Genomic DNA, 17,426 nt, shown 5'->3' on the forward strand with positions numbered 1-17,426 from the left:
GATTTGGTCAGAAAACTAGCGACAGTCTAAAATGGTCACTGTTCGCATTGTAAATACAAGAAATGGAGCAATAAAATCAATGGATAATCCAAAATTAAAACAACAAGTAGATAGTCGCCGTACCTTTGCGATTATTTCCCACCCGGATGCGGGGAAAACAACCATCACAGAACAATTATTATTATTCGGTGGCGCGATTCGCCAAGCTGGTACGGTCAAAGGGAAAAAGACTGGGAATTTCGCAAAGTCCGACTGGATGGAAATTGAAAAACAACGGGGGATCTCCGTTACCAGTTCTGTTATGCAGTTTGATTACCAAGGCAAACGGGTCAATATTTTAGATACCCCTGGGCATGAGGACTTTTCTGAAGATACCTACCGTACCTTGATGGCGGTGGATAGTGCGGTCATGGTGATCGATAGCGCAAAAGGGATCGAAGCGCAAACGAAAAAACTCTTCCAGGTCGTTAAAAAACGCGGTATTCCGATCTTTACCTTTATCAATAAACTCGACCGTGATGGCCGTGAACCATTAGAACTATTAGAAGAACTAGAAGATCTTTTAGAGATCGAATCATTTCCAATGAATTGGCCGATCGGCATGGGGAAAGGCTTGGAAGGACTGTATGATATCCATAACCAACGGGTCGAATTTTATCGTCCAGACAATCACGGTGGGGAACGTTTAGTTGCCCTAGATGAAAATGGACAATTTCCTGCAGATCATCCATTTGCCGAAGATGGGCTGTTCCAACAAGTTTTAGAAGAAGTGGAATTGTTGCAAGAAGCTGGTGATGCCTTTGATACAGAAAAAATCGCACGAGGCGATCAAACACCCGTGTTCTTTGGTTCCGCCCTTACGAATTTCGGAGTGCAGACCTTTTTGGAAACCTTCTTGTCCTTTGCACCAGCGCCTTACGGTCACAAAACTTTGGCTGGTGATGAAGTCAGTCCTTATGAACCAGAAATGTCTGGGTTTGTGTTCAAGATCCAAGCAAATATGAACCCTGCCCATCGTGACCGGATCGCCTTTGTCCGTATTTGTTCAGGAACCTTTGAACGAGGCATGGACGTGACACTTGAGCGTACTGGCAAAAAAATGAAACTCAGCAATGTGACACAATTTATGGCAGATACCCGAGAAAATATTGAAGAAGCAGTCGCTGGAGATATCATCGGGGTTTATGATACGGGAAATTACCAAATTGGCGATACGATCTATGAAGGAAAACTAAAAGTTGCTTACGAAGAGCTACCATCATTTACTCCGGAACTCTTCATGAAAGTCACTGCAAAAAATGTGATGAAGCAAAAATCTTTCCACAAAGGAATCTATCAGTTGGTCCAAGAAGGGGCTATCCAGTTGTACAAGACGTATCTTAGTGATGAGTATATCATCGGTGCTGTCGGGCAACTGCAATTTGAAGTTTTCCAATATCGCATGATGAATGAGTACAATGCGGAAGTCATTATGACCCCAATGGGCCACAAGATCGCTCGCTGGATCGATCCGAAAGACTTAGATGAGCGTATGAGCTCCAGTCGTAACATTTTAGCGAAAGACCGTTTCGACCAGCCATTGTTCTTGTTTGAAAACCAATTTGCGATGCGTTGGTTCGCTGACAAGTACCCAGATGTCGAATTGAAGAGCTTGATGTAAGAGTCGTTTTCCGCCAGACTATCTACGTAGGTGCAAGTTTGTACGTTAGGCTAATCATTTTTAATTGAACGATCGTAGAAAGTCCTTTCTTATCCAAATGGATAAGAAGGGGCTTTTTTTGCTGAAAACGTGCTTTTGATACAGAAGGAAGGTTGCATGATTGGGGGCAATCGTCCAATGATCAGACAATTATCCTAATTCATAAACATTCTTTTAAAACAAGATAAAATGAGTCGGAAAAAGAGCGTAGTATTAAAGGTGACCACAAGGAAATGCATTTGAAATGAATAGAAAAATGTTATAGGCACATTTGATGATTCAGGAAATTTTCACTTGTTTGAAAGTAGGGGGAAAGCACAGAATAGATTGCCAGTGATAGAGGTCGTTTAATCATTTGATCGAGGGACATGTTCTTTTTGTCAGATGCTACTAGTGAAGCCTAAGCTTTCTTTATCTGAGCATGAATCGGTGATTGCCCTTGAAACTTCATTTGAAGCACTTCTAACAGATGGTTTAAGTTTTCAGTTGGTGTACCATGGCTTCGCGACTCAAAAAATGAATTAGTCTTATTGCTAGTTTACAGTTATCTATCTATCGATTTTGCTAAAGCAAATGATTATTTATTAAATAAAAGTGATTTCTGAAACCAGAAAGGGGACCATGTAGTGCTAAAAAGTTTGTTATTCATATTTTCGGCGATATTTTTCTTTCCAACAATAGAGGCTGCAGCTGATGAGGTTTCCGAAACGTTGATTTTTGATTTGAACACGATTGACTTTAAGGACGAACACTATTATTTGTTGAAAACCACACAAGATCTTCAGCTGTCTGTCGATAGCAACGGCAGTGAAGGTGCTTTTGGCGTAACGATCACAGCTGTCGGAGAAGCATTTTCAGCAGAATTAAACAGCGTGAACGGTTCGGAAGAGAAGATCATTCAGATTGAGGATACTGATGAAACATCAATGATTCTTAACGTAGCTGCAACATTGAACATAAAGGAATATCTTGATGCCAACTCTGAGTACTACCTATCAGTCACGTTTACAGCAATTGATGATTCAGAGACCTTTACGAAAGATATAAAAATGAATCAGACGGATGAGGAAAAAGAAGAGATTCCAGACGAAAACTTGACAGATGAAGACCAAGACGATGAAAAGCAAAAAGACAATGGCCTCGAAGATGAATCTGAACGCCCAGAGGAAGAAGACTCATTAGAGAATGATTCATTCAGCCAAGAAGAATCACTTGAGGATATCAATGATGATACTGTCCATGAGGATCGTTTAGAGGAAGAGTGCCAGTACGAGATAGCGACAATTTTTATAAAAGAAGTGATTTTTGATAAAAGATATGTTTAAAACTAGTGTAGGAAAAACCGCTTAGCTGAATAGGAGCGGTTTTTTGCTGCACATCTTTTTCTAATACTAGGTGATAAGTGCTTTTGCTGGAACAAGTTTGTGACTAATTGGTGGTACTAAAAAAGGAGCTTTGAAGCGACCTCCAAAAGTTAGTCCTAAAAGCTAACTTTTGGGGTCACAACACTAGCCCTCTCTTTTTCTTTTCGATTTTAAGATGTAAATGATTGCAGCTGCCAACGCTGCAACGAGAACAAAGATGATCCAGATAAGAATTTGATTATTTGTCTGAACATCGGCAGTGTTCGTTGGAGGGTTCTCTTTTTTGAAGTTATCCATGTCTTCTTTCTCATAAGAAAAAGTAGTCGTGATCGCTTTTCTAGTTGTTTCTATTGTCAAACGGTATTCGCCTTCAATAAGTTCACTATTGTCTAGTAAAGGGATCTGCATTCTTGATTTGGTTAACGGCGTTAAAAGAACGGAATCTGCTAACTCCCCAGAGGCAATTGTTTCTCCATTTGGATTTATTAGTTCGTAAAGAGCATTGTTCAAGTTGCCTAAAATAGGATTATAGTTGAGTGCGTAAAATTGTAGGTTTACCGTGTCCTGAAGAGCAACAAAGGAGAAGTCTTCATAAACGACGTCTTTGAGCTCTTCTACATCACTAAAAAGTAAGTTGATAAAAATAAGTGACTCATACACAGATTTGATACCAACTGAATCTTCTGCTGTTTCAAGACCCATGATCTGACTAAAATTGATTGCTCCCATCACGGTTCCTTCACGTGCAGGCTCCTCTGGAAGAGCAATCGTTACAGTCACAAGAACGGATTCATTTGGGAGAATCTCAATTTGATCATCATCATCTAATGCTTCTGATTCGATCAATGCATAATTGGAAAAGTTATACTTGTCATCTAGCAGTAAGTTTAGGTCATCGCTATAGATGATAGCTGATTCTCGTGAGAGAGCAGTAGAGGTGTAAGGCGTGACAACAATGGATGAATCACCGGATCCAACATTTTCTAGTGTAATTTCAACAATATACGTCGTCTCCATCTCAGGAGAAATACTCAAGGTATTATCAGAAGTTTTGTATTCTGTTTCTCTAAGAGTAAGTTTCAGTGAGTTCGTCGTCTCATCGGCATTTGCATTACGGATGTTTGTATTGCTGATCAGTGTCAGTAAGAGAAGCAACACAGAAATCCTTAGAAAAGAATTTCTGTGTTTGAATGTATGATTCATGATTTTTTTCCTTCTGAAAATTATAAAGGTGGAGTTTCACCAGTATCGGTACCATCTTGAGCAGTTACAGTGATCACAGGAGCGTCTGCACCTTCTGCTAATGCAGCAAAATCTTGTGCAAATTTTTGATTGATTGTAAATGTTATGTCTGTACTTAAGGAATCAATAGCAACGGGCTCAGCAGTCAAAGTGTTAGGATTAGTGGCGTCGACAATGATGTCATCAGGCGCGTTAACATAAATATTAACGATTGCTGTAGAAGCAGTTAAATTGGTCAAAGTACCACCTACATTTAAGATAGTTCCTTCCACAGTTCCGTCGGTTAATAAATCTTTAGTAATCTGTACAGATTCTTCCAATTCGATGTCGTCATTAAACTCGAATGTTGCAACTCCATATTCGAGTTCAATCGGAATCGTCATCGGGTCAGGGATATCTGTCACAGCAAACGCGTTGACTCCTCCGGCTAACAACAAAGATGCAATGAATGTAGTACCCAAAATAACTTTTTTCATAATAAAACCTCACTTTAATTTTTGCAGATGATTTACTGCTTAAATAAAGTATACAATGATGGTGTATTATGTTATTATCCGTTTTTTCGCTATTTTTAATAAAAAAGTAGAAAGTATTTTATTAATCTGATTTTTTATAAAATAATTTAATTAAATATTCTAGTGGTCAAATGATGTTGATTATCAAGTCGACCGATCTTTCTGTCTACCAATTATCAATTCGGTAATAATGACTATGAAACTAATTTTGTTGCAGGGGTATATTTTGGTATTACTTTTAAGTCAACGTCTTCTCAGAGTTGAAAGAATTGTCGTTCCAACTAGGATTGGACCTAAAAAACGAAATATAATATTATTCGTAGTCTCTGAGAATTTGCTCTGAATCAGTCGCTGTCAGAGAAACGAGTTCTGAAAATTCATGTCTGATATTTTTTTAGTGAACCCCTGCAATTCAATAGAAACCAACTTTCTATCATTTTTAAGAAACTATTTTGGAAGTAGCTTTACGCGTATGAACAGTTGCGTAGGGTGGGGATTGAAAAGTATGATTCTATTTATGCGTTCCTATTAGATAGGTATATCAAAGTTACTTATGAAAAAATATCAATTAACGTTTTCATTCAATTAGTAATCTGCACCTACAATTCTTCTAGCTTCACGCGACAGAGACATCAAGGTTACTCCTGTTTTGATAAACGTTCATGTTTGTTTCATTATAAAGATATCTCAAAAAACTAACTGTGTGGGATGGCTATCTCATGAACCCTAGATTTTAATAGGAAGCATATTTTTTTAGGAATATACAATCAGACTCTTTGAAGAAACCTTTGAAAGAGTTTTTTTCTTTCTTAATTTTATGAAGTTGCCCCTCGTTTCTAATCGTCAGGTCTTTTAGTCAGTAGAAAGAAAAAGAGTGACAATGATTATTTTATTTGTAGTTTTTTTGAAAAAAAGACGATAAAAATCAGCTGGTTCTTACTATATCCTTAATAGCAGAGGATCAAAGTTCTTTTAAGGAGTGAATCAAAATGCTGCAAACCAGAATAAATTTCAGTGGACAAAAGAATGCTACCATGTTGACTGTGCGCTTTTTCAGCAACAAGACGAACACGATTTTAGAGAGAAATTTAATTGTGGATCAAGAGGATGATCGGCAATCGGTTCTTGACTACTTAGCAGAATCACTAGGGGAAATCAACATCTTGCAATACTCTTCGAAAAACGTTTTGTGTATCGCTGAACGTTCAAGGCTAGAAAAAGCAGGAGGCACGCATCGATTGGAACATTTTTGGGGAGATGTCATCAGTTATATCGTTGAGTGCGTGGATAAATCGGGTATTCATTATGATTTGCATGTCATTGGCAATGTTGATTCGGATGATGAAGAAATTATGCGGGCAATTAATGAGATGAGCGATGAATTGTCGATTATCAACATTTATGAATACAAAGATTGCTGGCTAAAAAAAGAAGATATTTTATTACAAGCTCTTTGAAATGAACTTGATTCCTCAAAGAAGTTTGTCCAGCTAGAAAATGATTTTATTCTCCAAGTTACTTACCAATCAATGAAAGAATACGAATTTTTTCTAAGTCTATGGAAACCGCTAATTCCCAGGATCTTTTAATGGTTTCCAACACTTTTTTGTTACAAAAGGTAAGAATCGTTTCACAAGTTTTTCTCACCCGTTCTGTTTTAAAGAAGCGGGGATTTTTCTGAAGTTTTTATTAAAATTGTCCGTTTAATGAAAAAAGAGGCTCAAATTTAAGTTTATTTTACTATAATTGGAAACTAGGATACTTTTTAAATAAGGCGGGTAAAAAATTTTGGAGTATATAGAAAAGTTGTATAGGTTTTATTTAACCAAAAAACAGGTAGATAAATTAACTATTATTAGAAATATCATTTTGGAGAAGCAGCTGTCTCTTGATAAAATATGTGAAACGATAAACAAATCCTTGTATCAGGTGAAAATATTGATCAATGAAATCGCCGAAGATATGAGAGAGTTTACGACCTTTGACGAGTCTATTTTTTTGTTGAAAAAGAGAACCGTTTATTTGTCACGAGAATTAAACGAAGAACAAAGCCTGCATATTTTTGTGAATCTAAAGAAGAAGTATTTCTTAGAATCTCCTTATTATCGTCTATTATCCTATTTGTTAAGAAAAAGAAAGACCCGTATGGTGGACATCTCAGAAGAATTGATTTTTAGTATTTCTTATTGTTATAAATTGATCAGCTATCTGAAAAAAATGCTGGTTATCCAAAATGTCCCGATTACTATCAATAACAACACAGATTCCATTGATCTGACAGGGGCAGAGCCTTGTGTGCGGATGTACCATTATTTAGTTGAGATCATGGCTTGCAATGTTTACATCAATCAGCGCACCCGTGCAAGCGTTGAATTAGCTGCGAAAGAATATGAGCCGTTGAAAACTACAAAAGTGAAGCACGACATTATGTTTTCAATCATTGAGAATGCGGTGTTGAGGGGCTATATCGTCAATGAATTAGACGAAGCTTCCATCGCTATTTATGAGCAAATCAAGCAACTCAATGGGGAAAAGCAAGTGATCAAGCTGCTGCCGATCAGAAGTCAGCAAGATATCGAGAAAGAACAGATTTTTTATCATTTCTGGGTTTTTCTCTTCATACCTGAAACGATCTCGGATCAAGAGAAACTTCTTTTGGGGAAACAGCTGCGAAACCTCTCGGGGAATCCATTGGTCGAATTTTCTGCCGATGTTGTGGCTGTCTTGTCGCAAAAGTATGATCTTTCCAAAGCGATCGAAGCGTTTCTTACCTATGAATTAGTGATGAATACATGGGGCTGTCTTCATCTCTTTTTGGATAGTTTTGTATCTACTGAAGATTTGTCCTCTACGAACGAACGCGTATTAGAGGTGGAGGAGCTGATTGCGACCGTCTTGCAGCGCCATTCGTTTGTAATAGAAAAAGAAGCCCTTTTCTTAAGGAAAATCGCTCAGATTACAGCATCTTATTTACCTATCCAAAAAGAGGAACCGATTCGCATTGGTATTTCTCTTTTGAACCACCCTGAATATATTCCGGTCATTAAGAACAAACTATTGAAAATTTACAATGAAAATGTGATTCACTTTAGTTCGAACTTAGGAGACTCAGACATACTGGTTTCTGATGGCGTGCTGATCCATAATGAGTCACAGAAATTTACATTTTTTGGCAATGTTCATAGTACCAAGGATTGGCATAATCTACATGTGATGATCCAGTCGATGATTTCTAATAAATATACTTGAAAAAGAGAGCGTAACGCTCTCTTTTTTTGCTTGACTATCAGGTAGCGTTGGTCGAAGTACTAGGCGAAAGAAAGAGGAGAGAAGACAAAAAAAGATATCTATAAAAGAGGGCTGCGACAGTCACCTTTTATAGATATTTTTTAAACACGTGATTAGGCAAAGCTAACGTGAGGAAGACAACGTTTTTTTGATGGAGATTTCTACCACTTCGGGCATTTGGATCACAGAGATCGTAGCAGGATCATAGGAGCCATCAGGTAATTTTTTCAAGAAGTAATTTTTGATTTCTTCTACTTCCGTCGGGCGAATATTCCGTTTTTTATTGATCAGCAAAATTTCATTGTGGTTCGGCGCTGAGGTAAAGATCACGGTCGTGTCTCCGGCAGTGTAAACCTTTACAAGTTCTGCATCGGTATTTTCAAGTTGATTCAATACTAGTCGAGAATGGCTATTTGTAACGTTGATTAATTTCACCAGACTCACCTCACATTCTATGTATTTATTAATAACATTATAGGTCGTTTTTTTTCAAAAGAAAAGCCAGACAACTCGGAATTACCCAATTTTTTGGCAAAACATGGTTGTCTGGCAAAACGAACGGTTTGGTCACCGTTTTGACACGTTATTGCTCATCTGTTTCCGATGGTTTTTCCTCTTCAGCAGAAGGTGTTTCTTCAGGAAGTGCAGAGGATTCGGCTGAAGTTACAACGATTTTATCGGAATCCTCCAATTGTGCTTTTAATTGACGAACTTGAGGATGCTCAAGATAATATTCAGCAATCCCGTCTTCGATTTGATCTTGGATGGTCCTGCGCAATGGGCGAGCACCCATCGTTGCACTGTAACCTAGATCGACCAGTTTTTCTTGCACGTCTTGTGGAACATCGATATGCAATTTTTGATGACTAAGTGTTTGATTGACATCATGCAGCATAAGGGACACGATCGATAACAAGTTTTCCTTGCTAAGTGCCTTGAATTCGATGATCCCGTCAAAGCGATTGAGAAATTCTGGCGTAAAGTAATTGTTCAATTGATTTAACACGGAACGAGTGATGCCTTCACGCGCTGCGCCAAAGCCAACGTTGGCTTCAACTTTGCCGGTTCCCGCATTACTAGTCATGATGATCAGCGTATCTTTAAAGCTGACCGTACGTCCTTGGGCATCCGTCAAACGACCATCATCGAGAATTTGCAAGAACATATGCAATACATCAGGATGGGCTTTTTCCACTTCGTCTAATAAAATCAGGCTATATGGATTCCGACGAACTTTTTCAGTCAATTGACCCGCTTCTTCATAGCCAACGTAACCAGGAGGAGAGCCAATCAGTTTGGATACACTGTGTTTTTCCATGTATTCTGACATATCGAAACGAATCATCGATTCTTCAGAACCAAACATCTCATAGGCTAATTGTTTTGCTAATTCGGTTTTCCCGACGCCGGTTGGCCCGACGAATAGGAAAGAGCCAATTGGACGATTTTGTTTGCCTAAACCGACCCGATTTCTGCGGATCGCTTTGGCTACTTTATCGATCGCTTCATCTTGTCCGATAACTTTAGCTTTCAAGTCATCCGCAAGATTTTTCAATTGCGTTTGTTCTTTTTCTTTCAATTCACCAACTGGAATATTTGTCCGTTCTTCAACGATTTGTTCCATGTCTTTTTCGGTAATGACTGGCGTTTCTTCTTCGCTGATTTGGCGTTCCTTCATTTTTTGCAATTTATTGATTTGATCGCGATAGTAAGCAGCTTTTTCGAAATCTTCTTCTCGAGAGGCAGCTTGTTTTTGTTCTTCTGCTTCTTGTAATTTCTTTTCGATCGTTTTTGGATCAACGATTTGGATCGTCAAGTTTTTCTTAGAACCTGTTTCATCTAGTAGATCGATTGCTTTATCAGGCAAGAATCGGTCTTGGATGTATCGGTTAGAAAGGGTAGCGGCAGCTGCGATCGCTTCATCAGTATATTTCACATGATGATAATCTTCATAACGTGGTTGCAAACCTTTTAAGATACGGATCGTTTCTTCCACAGAAGGTTCATCCACACGTACTGGTTGCAAACGGCGTTCTAAAGCAGCATCTTTTTCGATGATGCGGTATTCATTTAACGTCGTTGCTCCGACCATTTGTAGTTCTCCACGGGCAAGAGCTGGTTTTAAGATGTTTCCAGCATCCATATTTCCGTCGCCAGCTGCACCAGCGCCAACGATTTCATGAACTTCATCAATAAACAAAATCACGTTTTCTGCTTGCTTGATTTCTTCAATCAATTTTTGGATGCGTTCTTCAAATTGTCCACGAATACCTGTGCCTTGAACAAGAGACGCAACGTCCAAACGAATGACTTCTTTGTCCATCAGTTTTTGTGGTACATCACCATCAACGATTTTTTGGGCTAACCCTTCAACGACGGCAGTTTTCCCAACCCCAGGTTCACCAATAAGCACAGGGTTGTTTTTTGTTCGACGATTAAGGATCTCAATCACTCGTTTGATCTCTGAATCACGACCAACGACTGGATCGACTTCGCCATCACGAGCCATTTGGGTAATATTGATACCGTATTCTCCTAACAGACCTGCAGGTGCTTGGTTATTGCGTGGAGGCTGACCGCCGACAAAACCGTTACCACCGGTTTGCGTCGGAGGGGTTTGTTCATAAGGGGTATTTCCTTGCTGCATCTGGCGAGACATTTGACGAAATAGATCATCAATATTGCCGAATCCAAAAGGATCTTGCGCCATTGAAGCTGCAGCATTCCCAGATTGAGCTTTTAATTTTTGGTAACAACTTTGACAATAATCGAGTTGTTTTCTTTGACCATTGACACTGGCATATAAATGAATAGACGCTTCATTTTTACCGCAATTTTGACAAAGCATAGATTCACGACCTTTCATATTTGTTCCAACACCCTTATTTTACGGCGCTTTTTTACACTTGTAAAAGAAAAGGGGCTGTGTGTATAGAAACGGTCATCTTCGAGGTAATGTGTTATTGACCTTTACTGACCATAATTCTATTATACTAACTTTTTGTCAGACTGCAAGAATTTTACTCGCAAAAATTTTTGCCGCTCTTTCATTAGCAGAAGCGTCTTTTAAATAAAAAGTAATTCCATTATAATAGAAAGAAAGAGGTGAGAATTGAGGATGGAGAACAGAGATTTTGCTTCAGAAATAACGCGTTTGCGCAATGGAGAGATCCAAGAATTGATTGTCCAACAGCCAGAATTCCTGGCGTTTAGAGATGTCTGGCTCCAGTTGGAAGATCGGTCTTCTTTTGTCGGAGAAGCGGGCTTAAATGGGAAGATCATCTACCGTTATGTGCAAGAAAATAAATAGGACATTTATTTCAATCGTTTATTTAAGAGAAAACGGTTGTCTATCGAGGAAAAAAATGGTAATCTTAACAGTTGAAAGGGCGATTTTTTTCGGGTGTCATTGCATGCATGGAAATTTTGCCTTCACACAAAAAAACGTATCATAAAGGAGATTGATCAATATGGAAAAGAAAGATTTTCACGTAGTTGCTGAGACAGGGATTCACGCACGTCCAGCTACATTATTGGTTCAAACAGCAAGCAAATTCAACTCTGATATCAACTTAGAGTACAAAGGTAAATCAGTAAACCTTAAATCAATCATGGGCGTAATGTCATTAGGCGTTGGCCAAGGTTCTGATGTAACTATCACTGCTGAAGGTGCTGACGAAGCAGATGCAATCGCTGCAATCGTAGAAACAATGAAAAAAGAAGGTTTGTCTGAATAATGGTTGAGATGCTAAAAGGAATTGCTGCTAGTGATGGTGTAGCCGTTGCGAAAGCCTACCTGTTAGTACAACCTGATTTATCTTTTTCAAAAGTATCAGTTGAAGATACTGCAGCAGAGGAAGCACGCTTAGATGATGCGTTAGCGAAGTCAACAGCGGAATTACAACAAATCCGTGACAAAGCAGCGCAAACTTTAGGTGAAGCAGAAGCACAAGTATTTGATGCTCATTTAATGGTTCTTTCAGATCCTGAGATGATTGGTCAAATCAAACAAAACGTGACAGATAACAAAGTCAATGCAGAAGCTGCGTTGAAAGAAGTTACTGACATGTATATTGGTATGTTTGAAGCAATGGATGACAATGCTTACATGCAAGAACGGGCAGCTGACATTAAAGATGTCGCAAAACGTATCTTGGCGCATTTGCTGAATGTGACTTTGCCTAATCCTTCAATGATCAACGAAGAAGTAGTCGTTGTTGCGCATGACTTGACACCAAGTGATACTGCACAATTAGACCGCAACTTTGTAAAAGCTTTTGTAACAGATATCGGTGGACGTACTTCTCATTCCGCTATCATGGCACGTTCTCTTGAAATCCCAGCAATCGTTGGAACAATGGAGATCACTGCAAAAGTGAAAGCGGGCGACATCTTAGCTGTTAACGGTATTATCGGTGACGTTATCGTCAACCCGACAGATGACCAAGCAGCTGAATTTGTTGAAGCTGGGAAAGCCTACGCAGAACAAAAAGCAGAATGGGAAAAATTAAAAGATGCTGAAACAGTTACCGCTGATGGCAAGCACTTTGAATTAGCTGCGAACATTGGAACGCCAAAAGATTTAGAAGGTGTCCACAACAATGGTGCAGAAGCAGTCGGTTTATACCGTACTGAATTCTTGTACATGGATTCTCCTGATTTCCCAACAGAAGAAGACCAATACAAAGCATACAAAGCAGTTTTAGAAGGAATGGCTGGCAAACCAGTGGTTGTCCGTACAATGGATATCGGTGGCGATAAAGAACTTCCTTACCTAAAATTGCCTCATGAAATGAATCCTTTCTTAGGCTATCGTGCATTGCGTATCAGCTTATCTGAACTTGGGGATGACATGTTCCGTACCCAACTTCGTGCGTTGTTACGTGCTTCTGCTCACGGCAACTTACGTATCATGTTCCCAATGGTGGCAACATTGAAAGAGTTCCGTACTGCGAAGAAAATGTATGAAGAAGAGCGTCAAAAATTGATTGACGAAGGCGTTGAGGTTTCTAACGAGATCCAAGTCGGAATCATGATCGAAATTCCAGCAGCTGCTGTCTTAGCAGACAAGTTTGCGAAGGAAGTTGACTTCTTCAGTATTGGTACCAATGACTTGATCCAATACACCATGGCTGCAGACCGCATGAACGAGCGCGTGTCTTACTTGTACCAACCATACAACCCATCAATTTTACGTTTGATCAAAAACGTGATCGACTCAGCGCATGCTGAAGGCAAATGGGCTGGTATGTGTGGAGAAATGGCGGGCGATCAAACTGCTGTGCCGCTTCTTGTAGGTATGGGCTTAGATGAGTTCTCAATGAGTGCAACATCTGTTCTGAAAACACGTAGCTTAATGAAACGCTTGTCAACGACTGACATGCAAGAATTAGCAAAACGTGCTTTAGAAGATTGCGATACAATGGAAGAAGTTGTTGAGCTAATCGAACAGTATGTAAACTAATCATTTCTAGGCAACAAGCAATTTTGCTTGTTGCTTTTTTTTTTGTTATAAGAAGCCTTCTTGTTCGATTTGACTTGCAATAGCCTGCTCGTTTTTTCAGAAAACGAACAATTTTGTCATATCTTTGTATAAAGCTATGATTCCGTAAGTTTTTCACGTATCATGATTAAATGGGGAACAAAATCTAGGACCATGGTAGGAGTATGTCTCCGATTGCCTATGGTATACTAATATCAGATATAAGCATTTCCAAGGAGGAATCATCTTTGAAAGTACTTCTTTATTTTGAAGGAGAAAAATTATTAGCTAAATCAGGTATCGGTCGAGCGTTGGCCCATCAGCAACGAGCACTGGCATCTGTCGGGATTCCTTTTACTCTTGATAAAAATGATGAGGACTATGATATCCTTCATATCAACACGTATGGGATCAATAGTATGCACATGGTCAACAAAGCCAAAAGACAAGGGAAAAAAGTGATTTACCATGCCCATTCTACAGAAGAGGATTTTCGGAATTCATTTATCGGCTCAAATCAGCTTTCGCCATTATATAAAAAATATTTGATCAATCTTTATTCTAGAGCCGATCAGTTGATCACCCCGACTCCTTATTCGAAAGAACTTTTGGAAGGGTATGGTATCCAAGTACCGATCGAAGCGATCTCAAACGGCATCGATCTTGACAAATATCAGCCGGATCAAGAGAAAGAAAAAGCCTTTCGCGAGTATTTCAATCTCTTACCAGATCAAAAAGTCATTATATCCGTCGGTTTATTTTTTGAACGAAAAGGCATTCTTGATTTTGTAGAGATAGCTAGACAGTTGCCTGAGTATACGTTTATCTGGTTTGGTCATACACCAATGATGACGATTCCTAAACAGATCCGCGACCTCGTCAATGAAGACCATCCAGAAAATGTGTTGTTTCCAGGTTATATCAAAGGAGACATTATCGAAGGCGCATATTCCGCTGCCGATTTATTCTTCTTTCCTTCTTATGAAGAAACAGAAGGGATCGTAGTCCTTGAGGCGTTAGCCAGCCGCCAAAATGTGCTTGTTCGGGATATTCCTGTTTATAAAGGGTGGCTAAGTAATGGGCGCAATGCATACATGGAAAAAACCAATGAAGGATTTATTGAGAAAATCAAAGGAATCGTGGAAGGCACGTTACCACCATTGAGTGAAGCGGGTTATGAAACAGCAAAGCAAAAGAGTATTGATGAAATTGGGTTTAAATTACAAGAGGTTTATACAAAAGTGATGAATACGGAATGAAGAAACTAATGTAAAGTTTGGAGGTACCGTTTTGAAAATCGGATTTTTTACAGACACCTACTTCCCCCAGGTAAGTGGTGTGGCGACATCGATCAAGACATTGAAAGAAGAGCTTGAGAAAAAAGGCCATAAAGTGTATATCTTTACAACGACCGATCCAAATGCTGATCTGGATGAAGAAGATATCATTCGCATGCCAAGTGTCCCGTTTGTGTCCTTCAAAGATCGGCGAATCGTGGTTCGCGGCATGTTGTATGCCTATTTGATCGCCAAAGAATTAGAATTGGAATTGATCCATACCCATACAGAGTTTGGTTCTGGGATGTTGGGGAAAATGGTGGGGCGTAAATTGCAGATTCCTGTGATCCATACCTACCATACAATGTATGAAGATTACTTGCACTACATCGCAAACGGAAAGGTCTTACGACCATCTCACGTGAAATATCTTTCACGGCTATTTGCCAACCACTCGACAGGTGTTGTTTGTCCAAGTGAACGAGTCATTGATACGCTGAGAGGGTATGGTGTGGTTTCACCAATGCGGATCATCCCCACAGGGATCGAAGTTGAGAAGTTTCGCCGACCGGATATTACAACTGACATGAAAAAAGAATTGCGGGAGAAATTGGGCATCACTGAGAATCAACCCATGCTGCTTTCCCTCAGTCGTATTTCTTATGAAAAGAATATCCAAGCAATCATCGACGGCATGCCAGAAATTTTAACGAAGATTCCTGATGCGCAATTAGTGATCGTTGGGAAAGGTCCGCATAAAGAAAAATTAGAAGAAAAAGTGGTGGATATGGCTCTATCTGACCATGTTCAATTTGTCGGCGAAGTGGCAAACGATAAAGTGGCGATCTATTACCACGCTGCGGATTACTTCGTAAGTGCATCCACATCAGAAACACAAGGACTGACTTACACGGAAGCAATGGCTGCTGGAACGCCATTAGTCGTTGAAGGCAATGACTACTTAAATACCTTGATTGACGATCCGTCTTTAGGCGTCACCTATGAGAGTGATCGGGATTTCGCAAAAGCATTTATTGATTATTATGAACGAAAGATTCCTGCTGATCCCGAAGTTCTTGCTAGAAAAATGTACGAGATCTCGGCATTGCGCTTCGGTGAGTCGATGCTATCTTTCTACCATGACATGGTCGCTTATTATGAAACAGAACGCATCGAAAAAGAAACCGAGCAGACGCTAGAAAAATTCAAAGTAAAATTAAAGGCCTTTCGCCGAACGATCGATTAAACAGAAAGTTTTCGCAAGTTCATGTTTTTAGCGTATACTAAAGACATGAACTTTTTTATTTTGGAGGGATCTGCATGAAATTAGGATTTATCGGTACTGGTGTCATGGGTCAAGCGATGGTTGGTCATCTCTTAGCTGCAGGACATACAGTGAATGTTTACAATCGGACGAAAGAAAAAACTGATGAACTCGTTGCGAATGGAGCAATTTGGTGTGACACCCCAACAGAAGTTGCATCAGAAAGTGAAATCATCTTTACAATGGTTGGTTATCCATCCGACGTTGAAGAGGTTTACTATGGGCCTCAAGGGATTTTTCAAACGGCTGTGACGGGCAAAACATTGGTGGATTTTACCACCAGTACACCTGATTTGGCAGAACGAATCTACCAGACAGCGAAGGAAAAAGGAGCAGCGAGTATCGATGCGCCAGTTTCTGGTGGGGATCTTGGTGCGAGAAACGCTACGCTAACAATCATGGTTGGTGGCGATGAAGAAGCTTACCAACAAGTAAAACCACTTTTTGAAGTATTAGGTAAGACGTTTCAACTTCAAGGAGGGGCAGGGAAAGGTCAGCATACGAAAATGGCCAATCAGATCATGATTGCCGGAACCATGACGGGGATGACAGAAATGCTGGTATATGCGAATCAAGCCGGTCTTGATTTACCACGAGTGATTGACACGCTTTCTGGCGGTGGGGCAGCCAATTGGTCCATGACGAATTACAGTCCTCGTATCCTAAAAGAGGATTATTCACCAGGCTTTTTTGTCAAACATTTCATCAAAGATTTGGGGATCGCTTTGGATGAGGCCAAGAAGATGGGATTGGATTTGCCAAGCACCGCTTTAGCTAAAAAATTGTATGATCAGTTAGCTGAAAAAGGCTTCGAAAATGACGGAACGCAGGCGCTGATTAAACTTTGGTGGCAAGATGGAAAAAAATCTTAAAATGACAAAAAAAATACGAAAAATCAATGCAAGATAGAGGATGTTTTGATACAATATAACGGACAGAAAAAGGAGGCTTACGAATGAAAAGTTCGCAATTAGTCGCTATCATCAAACGTTTAGAAGCGATGGTCGAAGCGCAAGACAATGAAGTTCAAGTACGTCGTTTTGAAAAAGAAGGCGTCGAAAAATGTACCGTTACTTATGACAATTCGACAGAAACGTTTGAATTAACGGAAGCAGAATCAAGTCAATCTTATCAATTTGATAATGTTGATATTGTAGCCATGGAAATCTATGATTTGATCCAATAAGAATGAGTGGGACGTTCGTCGTCGCTTTCTCATTTCTAAACAGCAAGCC

Annotated in this window: 15 protein-coding genes; 11 read left to right on the forward strand and 4 right to left on the reverse strand. The window is 39.5% G+C overall.

From position 1 onward, the window contains the following. Nucleotides 1-79: 79 nt before the first annotated feature. Together A5867_RS08505 and A5867_RS08510 are read left to right on the forward strand one after the other, a co-directional pair. Nucleotides 80-1,660, forward strand: a complete 1,581-nt coding sequence (locus A5867_RS08505) for a peptide chain release factor 3 (RefSeq protein ID WP_005225872.1) — start codon at nucleotides 80-82, stop codon at nucleotides 1,658-1,660. Nucleotides 1,661-2,325: 665 nt separating this feature from the next. Further along, complete coding sequence (locus A5867_RS08510; protein ID WP_087627377.1) at nucleotides 2,326-3,024, forward strand: hypothetical protein; 699 nt, start codon at nucleotides 2,326-2,328, stop codon at nucleotides 3,022-3,024. 183 nt (nucleotides 3,025-3,207) lie between these two features. Here A5867_RS08510 and A5867_RS08515 read toward each other — a convergent pair whose 3' ends face one another. Beyond that, nucleotides 3,208-4,266, reverse strand: a complete 1,059-nt coding sequence (locus tag A5867_RS08515; protein ID WP_087627378.1) for a hypothetical protein — start codon at nucleotides 4,264-4,266, stop codon at nucleotides 3,208-3,210. A 20-nt stretch (nucleotides 4,267-4,286) separates the two neighbouring features. Next, nucleotides 4,287-4,781 carry a hypothetical protein gene (locus A5867_RS08520; protein WP_087627379.1) on the reverse strand — a complete coding sequence of 165 codons (495 nt, stop codon included), beginning with the start codon at nucleotides 4,779-4,781 and terminating at the stop codon, nucleotides 4,287-4,289. 1,028 nt (nucleotides 4,782-5,809) lie between these two features. Between A5867_RS08520 and A5867_RS08525 the strand changes: the two genes are divergently transcribed. After that, nucleotides 5,810-6,277, forward strand: coding sequence for a hypothetical protein (locus tag A5867_RS08525; RefSeq protein ID WP_087627380.1), 468 nt, complete (start codon nucleotides 5,810-5,812; stop codon nucleotides 6,275-6,277). 472 nt (nucleotides 6,278-6,749) lie between these two features. After that, nucleotides 6,750-8,069, forward strand: coding sequence for a helix-turn-helix domain-containing protein (locus A5867_RS08530; RefSeq protein ID WP_225582179.1), 1,320 nt, complete (start codon nucleotides 6,750-6,752; stop codon nucleotides 8,067-8,069). Nucleotides 8,070-8,231: 162 nt separating this feature from the next. Here the strand turns inward: A5867_RS08530 and A5867_RS08535 are convergent, their stop codons facing one another. Together A5867_RS08535 and A5867_RS08540 are read right to left on the reverse strand one after the other, a co-directional pair. Further along, nucleotides 8,232-8,543 carry a DUF1827 family protein gene (locus tag A5867_RS08535; protein ID WP_005225878.1) on the reverse strand — a complete coding sequence of 104 codons (312 nt, stop codon included), beginning with the start codon at nucleotides 8,541-8,543 and terminating at the stop codon, nucleotides 8,232-8,234. A 148-nt stretch (nucleotides 8,544-8,691) separates the two neighbouring features. Then, the gene (locus tag A5867_RS08540) at nucleotides 8,692-10,956 is read right to left on the reverse strand and encodes an ATP-dependent Clp protease ATP-binding subunit (protein ID WP_170927564.1); all 2,265 of its coding nucleotides are present in this window, start codon (nucleotides 10,954-10,956) and stop codon (nucleotides 8,692-8,694) included. A 270-nt stretch (nucleotides 10,957-11,226) separates the two neighbouring features. On the opposite strand from A5867_RS08540, the gene A5867_RS08545 reads away from it, so the two are divergent. The 7 genes from A5867_RS08545 to A5867_RS08580 all read left to right on the forward strand — a co-directional run bounded on the left by A5867_RS08545 (nucleotide 11,227) and on the right by A5867_RS08580 (nucleotide 17,377). Continuing rightward, nucleotides 11,227-11,418, forward strand: a complete 192-nt coding sequence (locus tag A5867_RS08545) for a hypothetical protein (protein WP_005225880.1) — start codon at nucleotides 11,227-11,229, stop codon at nucleotides 11,416-11,418. 160 nt (nucleotides 11,419-11,578) lie between these two features. After that, nucleotides 11,579-11,845, forward strand: coding sequence for a phosphocarrier protein HPr (locus tag A5867_RS08555; RefSeq protein ID WP_003126335.1), 267 nt, complete (start codon nucleotides 11,579-11,581; stop codon nucleotides 11,843-11,845). Further along, nucleotides 11,845-13,572 (forward strand): phosphoenolpyruvate--protein phosphotransferase, encoded by a 1,728-nt coding sequence (gene ptsP / locus A5867_RS08560; RefSeq protein ID WP_005225882.1) that lies wholly within the window; start codon nucleotides 11,845-11,847, stop codon nucleotides 13,570-13,572. Before A5867_RS08555 ends, ptsP begins: the two co-directional genes overlap by 1 nt. 266 nt (nucleotides 13,573-13,838) lie before the next feature. Continuing rightward, a complete protein-coding gene (locus A5867_RS08565) occupies nucleotides 13,839-14,849 on the forward strand; it encodes a glycosyltransferase (protein ID WP_087627382.1) in 1,011 nt (336 codons plus the stop codon). Nucleotides 14,850-14,880: 31 nt separating this feature from the next. Then, complete coding sequence (locus A5867_RS08570; protein WP_005225884.1) at nucleotides 14,881-16,113, forward strand: glycosyltransferase family 4 protein; 1,233 nt, start codon at nucleotides 14,881-14,883, stop codon at nucleotides 16,111-16,113. 74 nt (nucleotides 16,114-16,187) lie between these two features. Next, nucleotides 16,188-17,063, forward strand: a complete 876-nt coding sequence (locus tag A5867_RS08575) for an NAD(P)-dependent oxidoreductase (RefSeq protein ID WP_016610191.1) — start codon at nucleotides 16,188-16,190, stop codon at nucleotides 17,061-17,063. Between the two features lie 83 nt (nucleotides 17,064-17,146). Continuing rightward, complete coding sequence (locus A5867_RS08580) at nucleotides 17,147-17,377, forward strand: YkuJ family protein (protein WP_005225886.1); 231 nt, start codon at nucleotides 17,147-17,149, stop codon at nucleotides 17,375-17,377. The last annotated feature ends 49 nt before the right edge of the window (nucleotides 17,378-17,426 follow it).

Origin of the sequence: Enterococcus sp. 6D12_DIV0197 (assembly GCF_002174385.1) — a bacterium.
GTDB classification, from domain to species: Bacteria; Bacillota; Bacilli; order Lactobacillales; family Enterococcaceae; genus Enterococcus_D; species Enterococcus_D casseliflavus.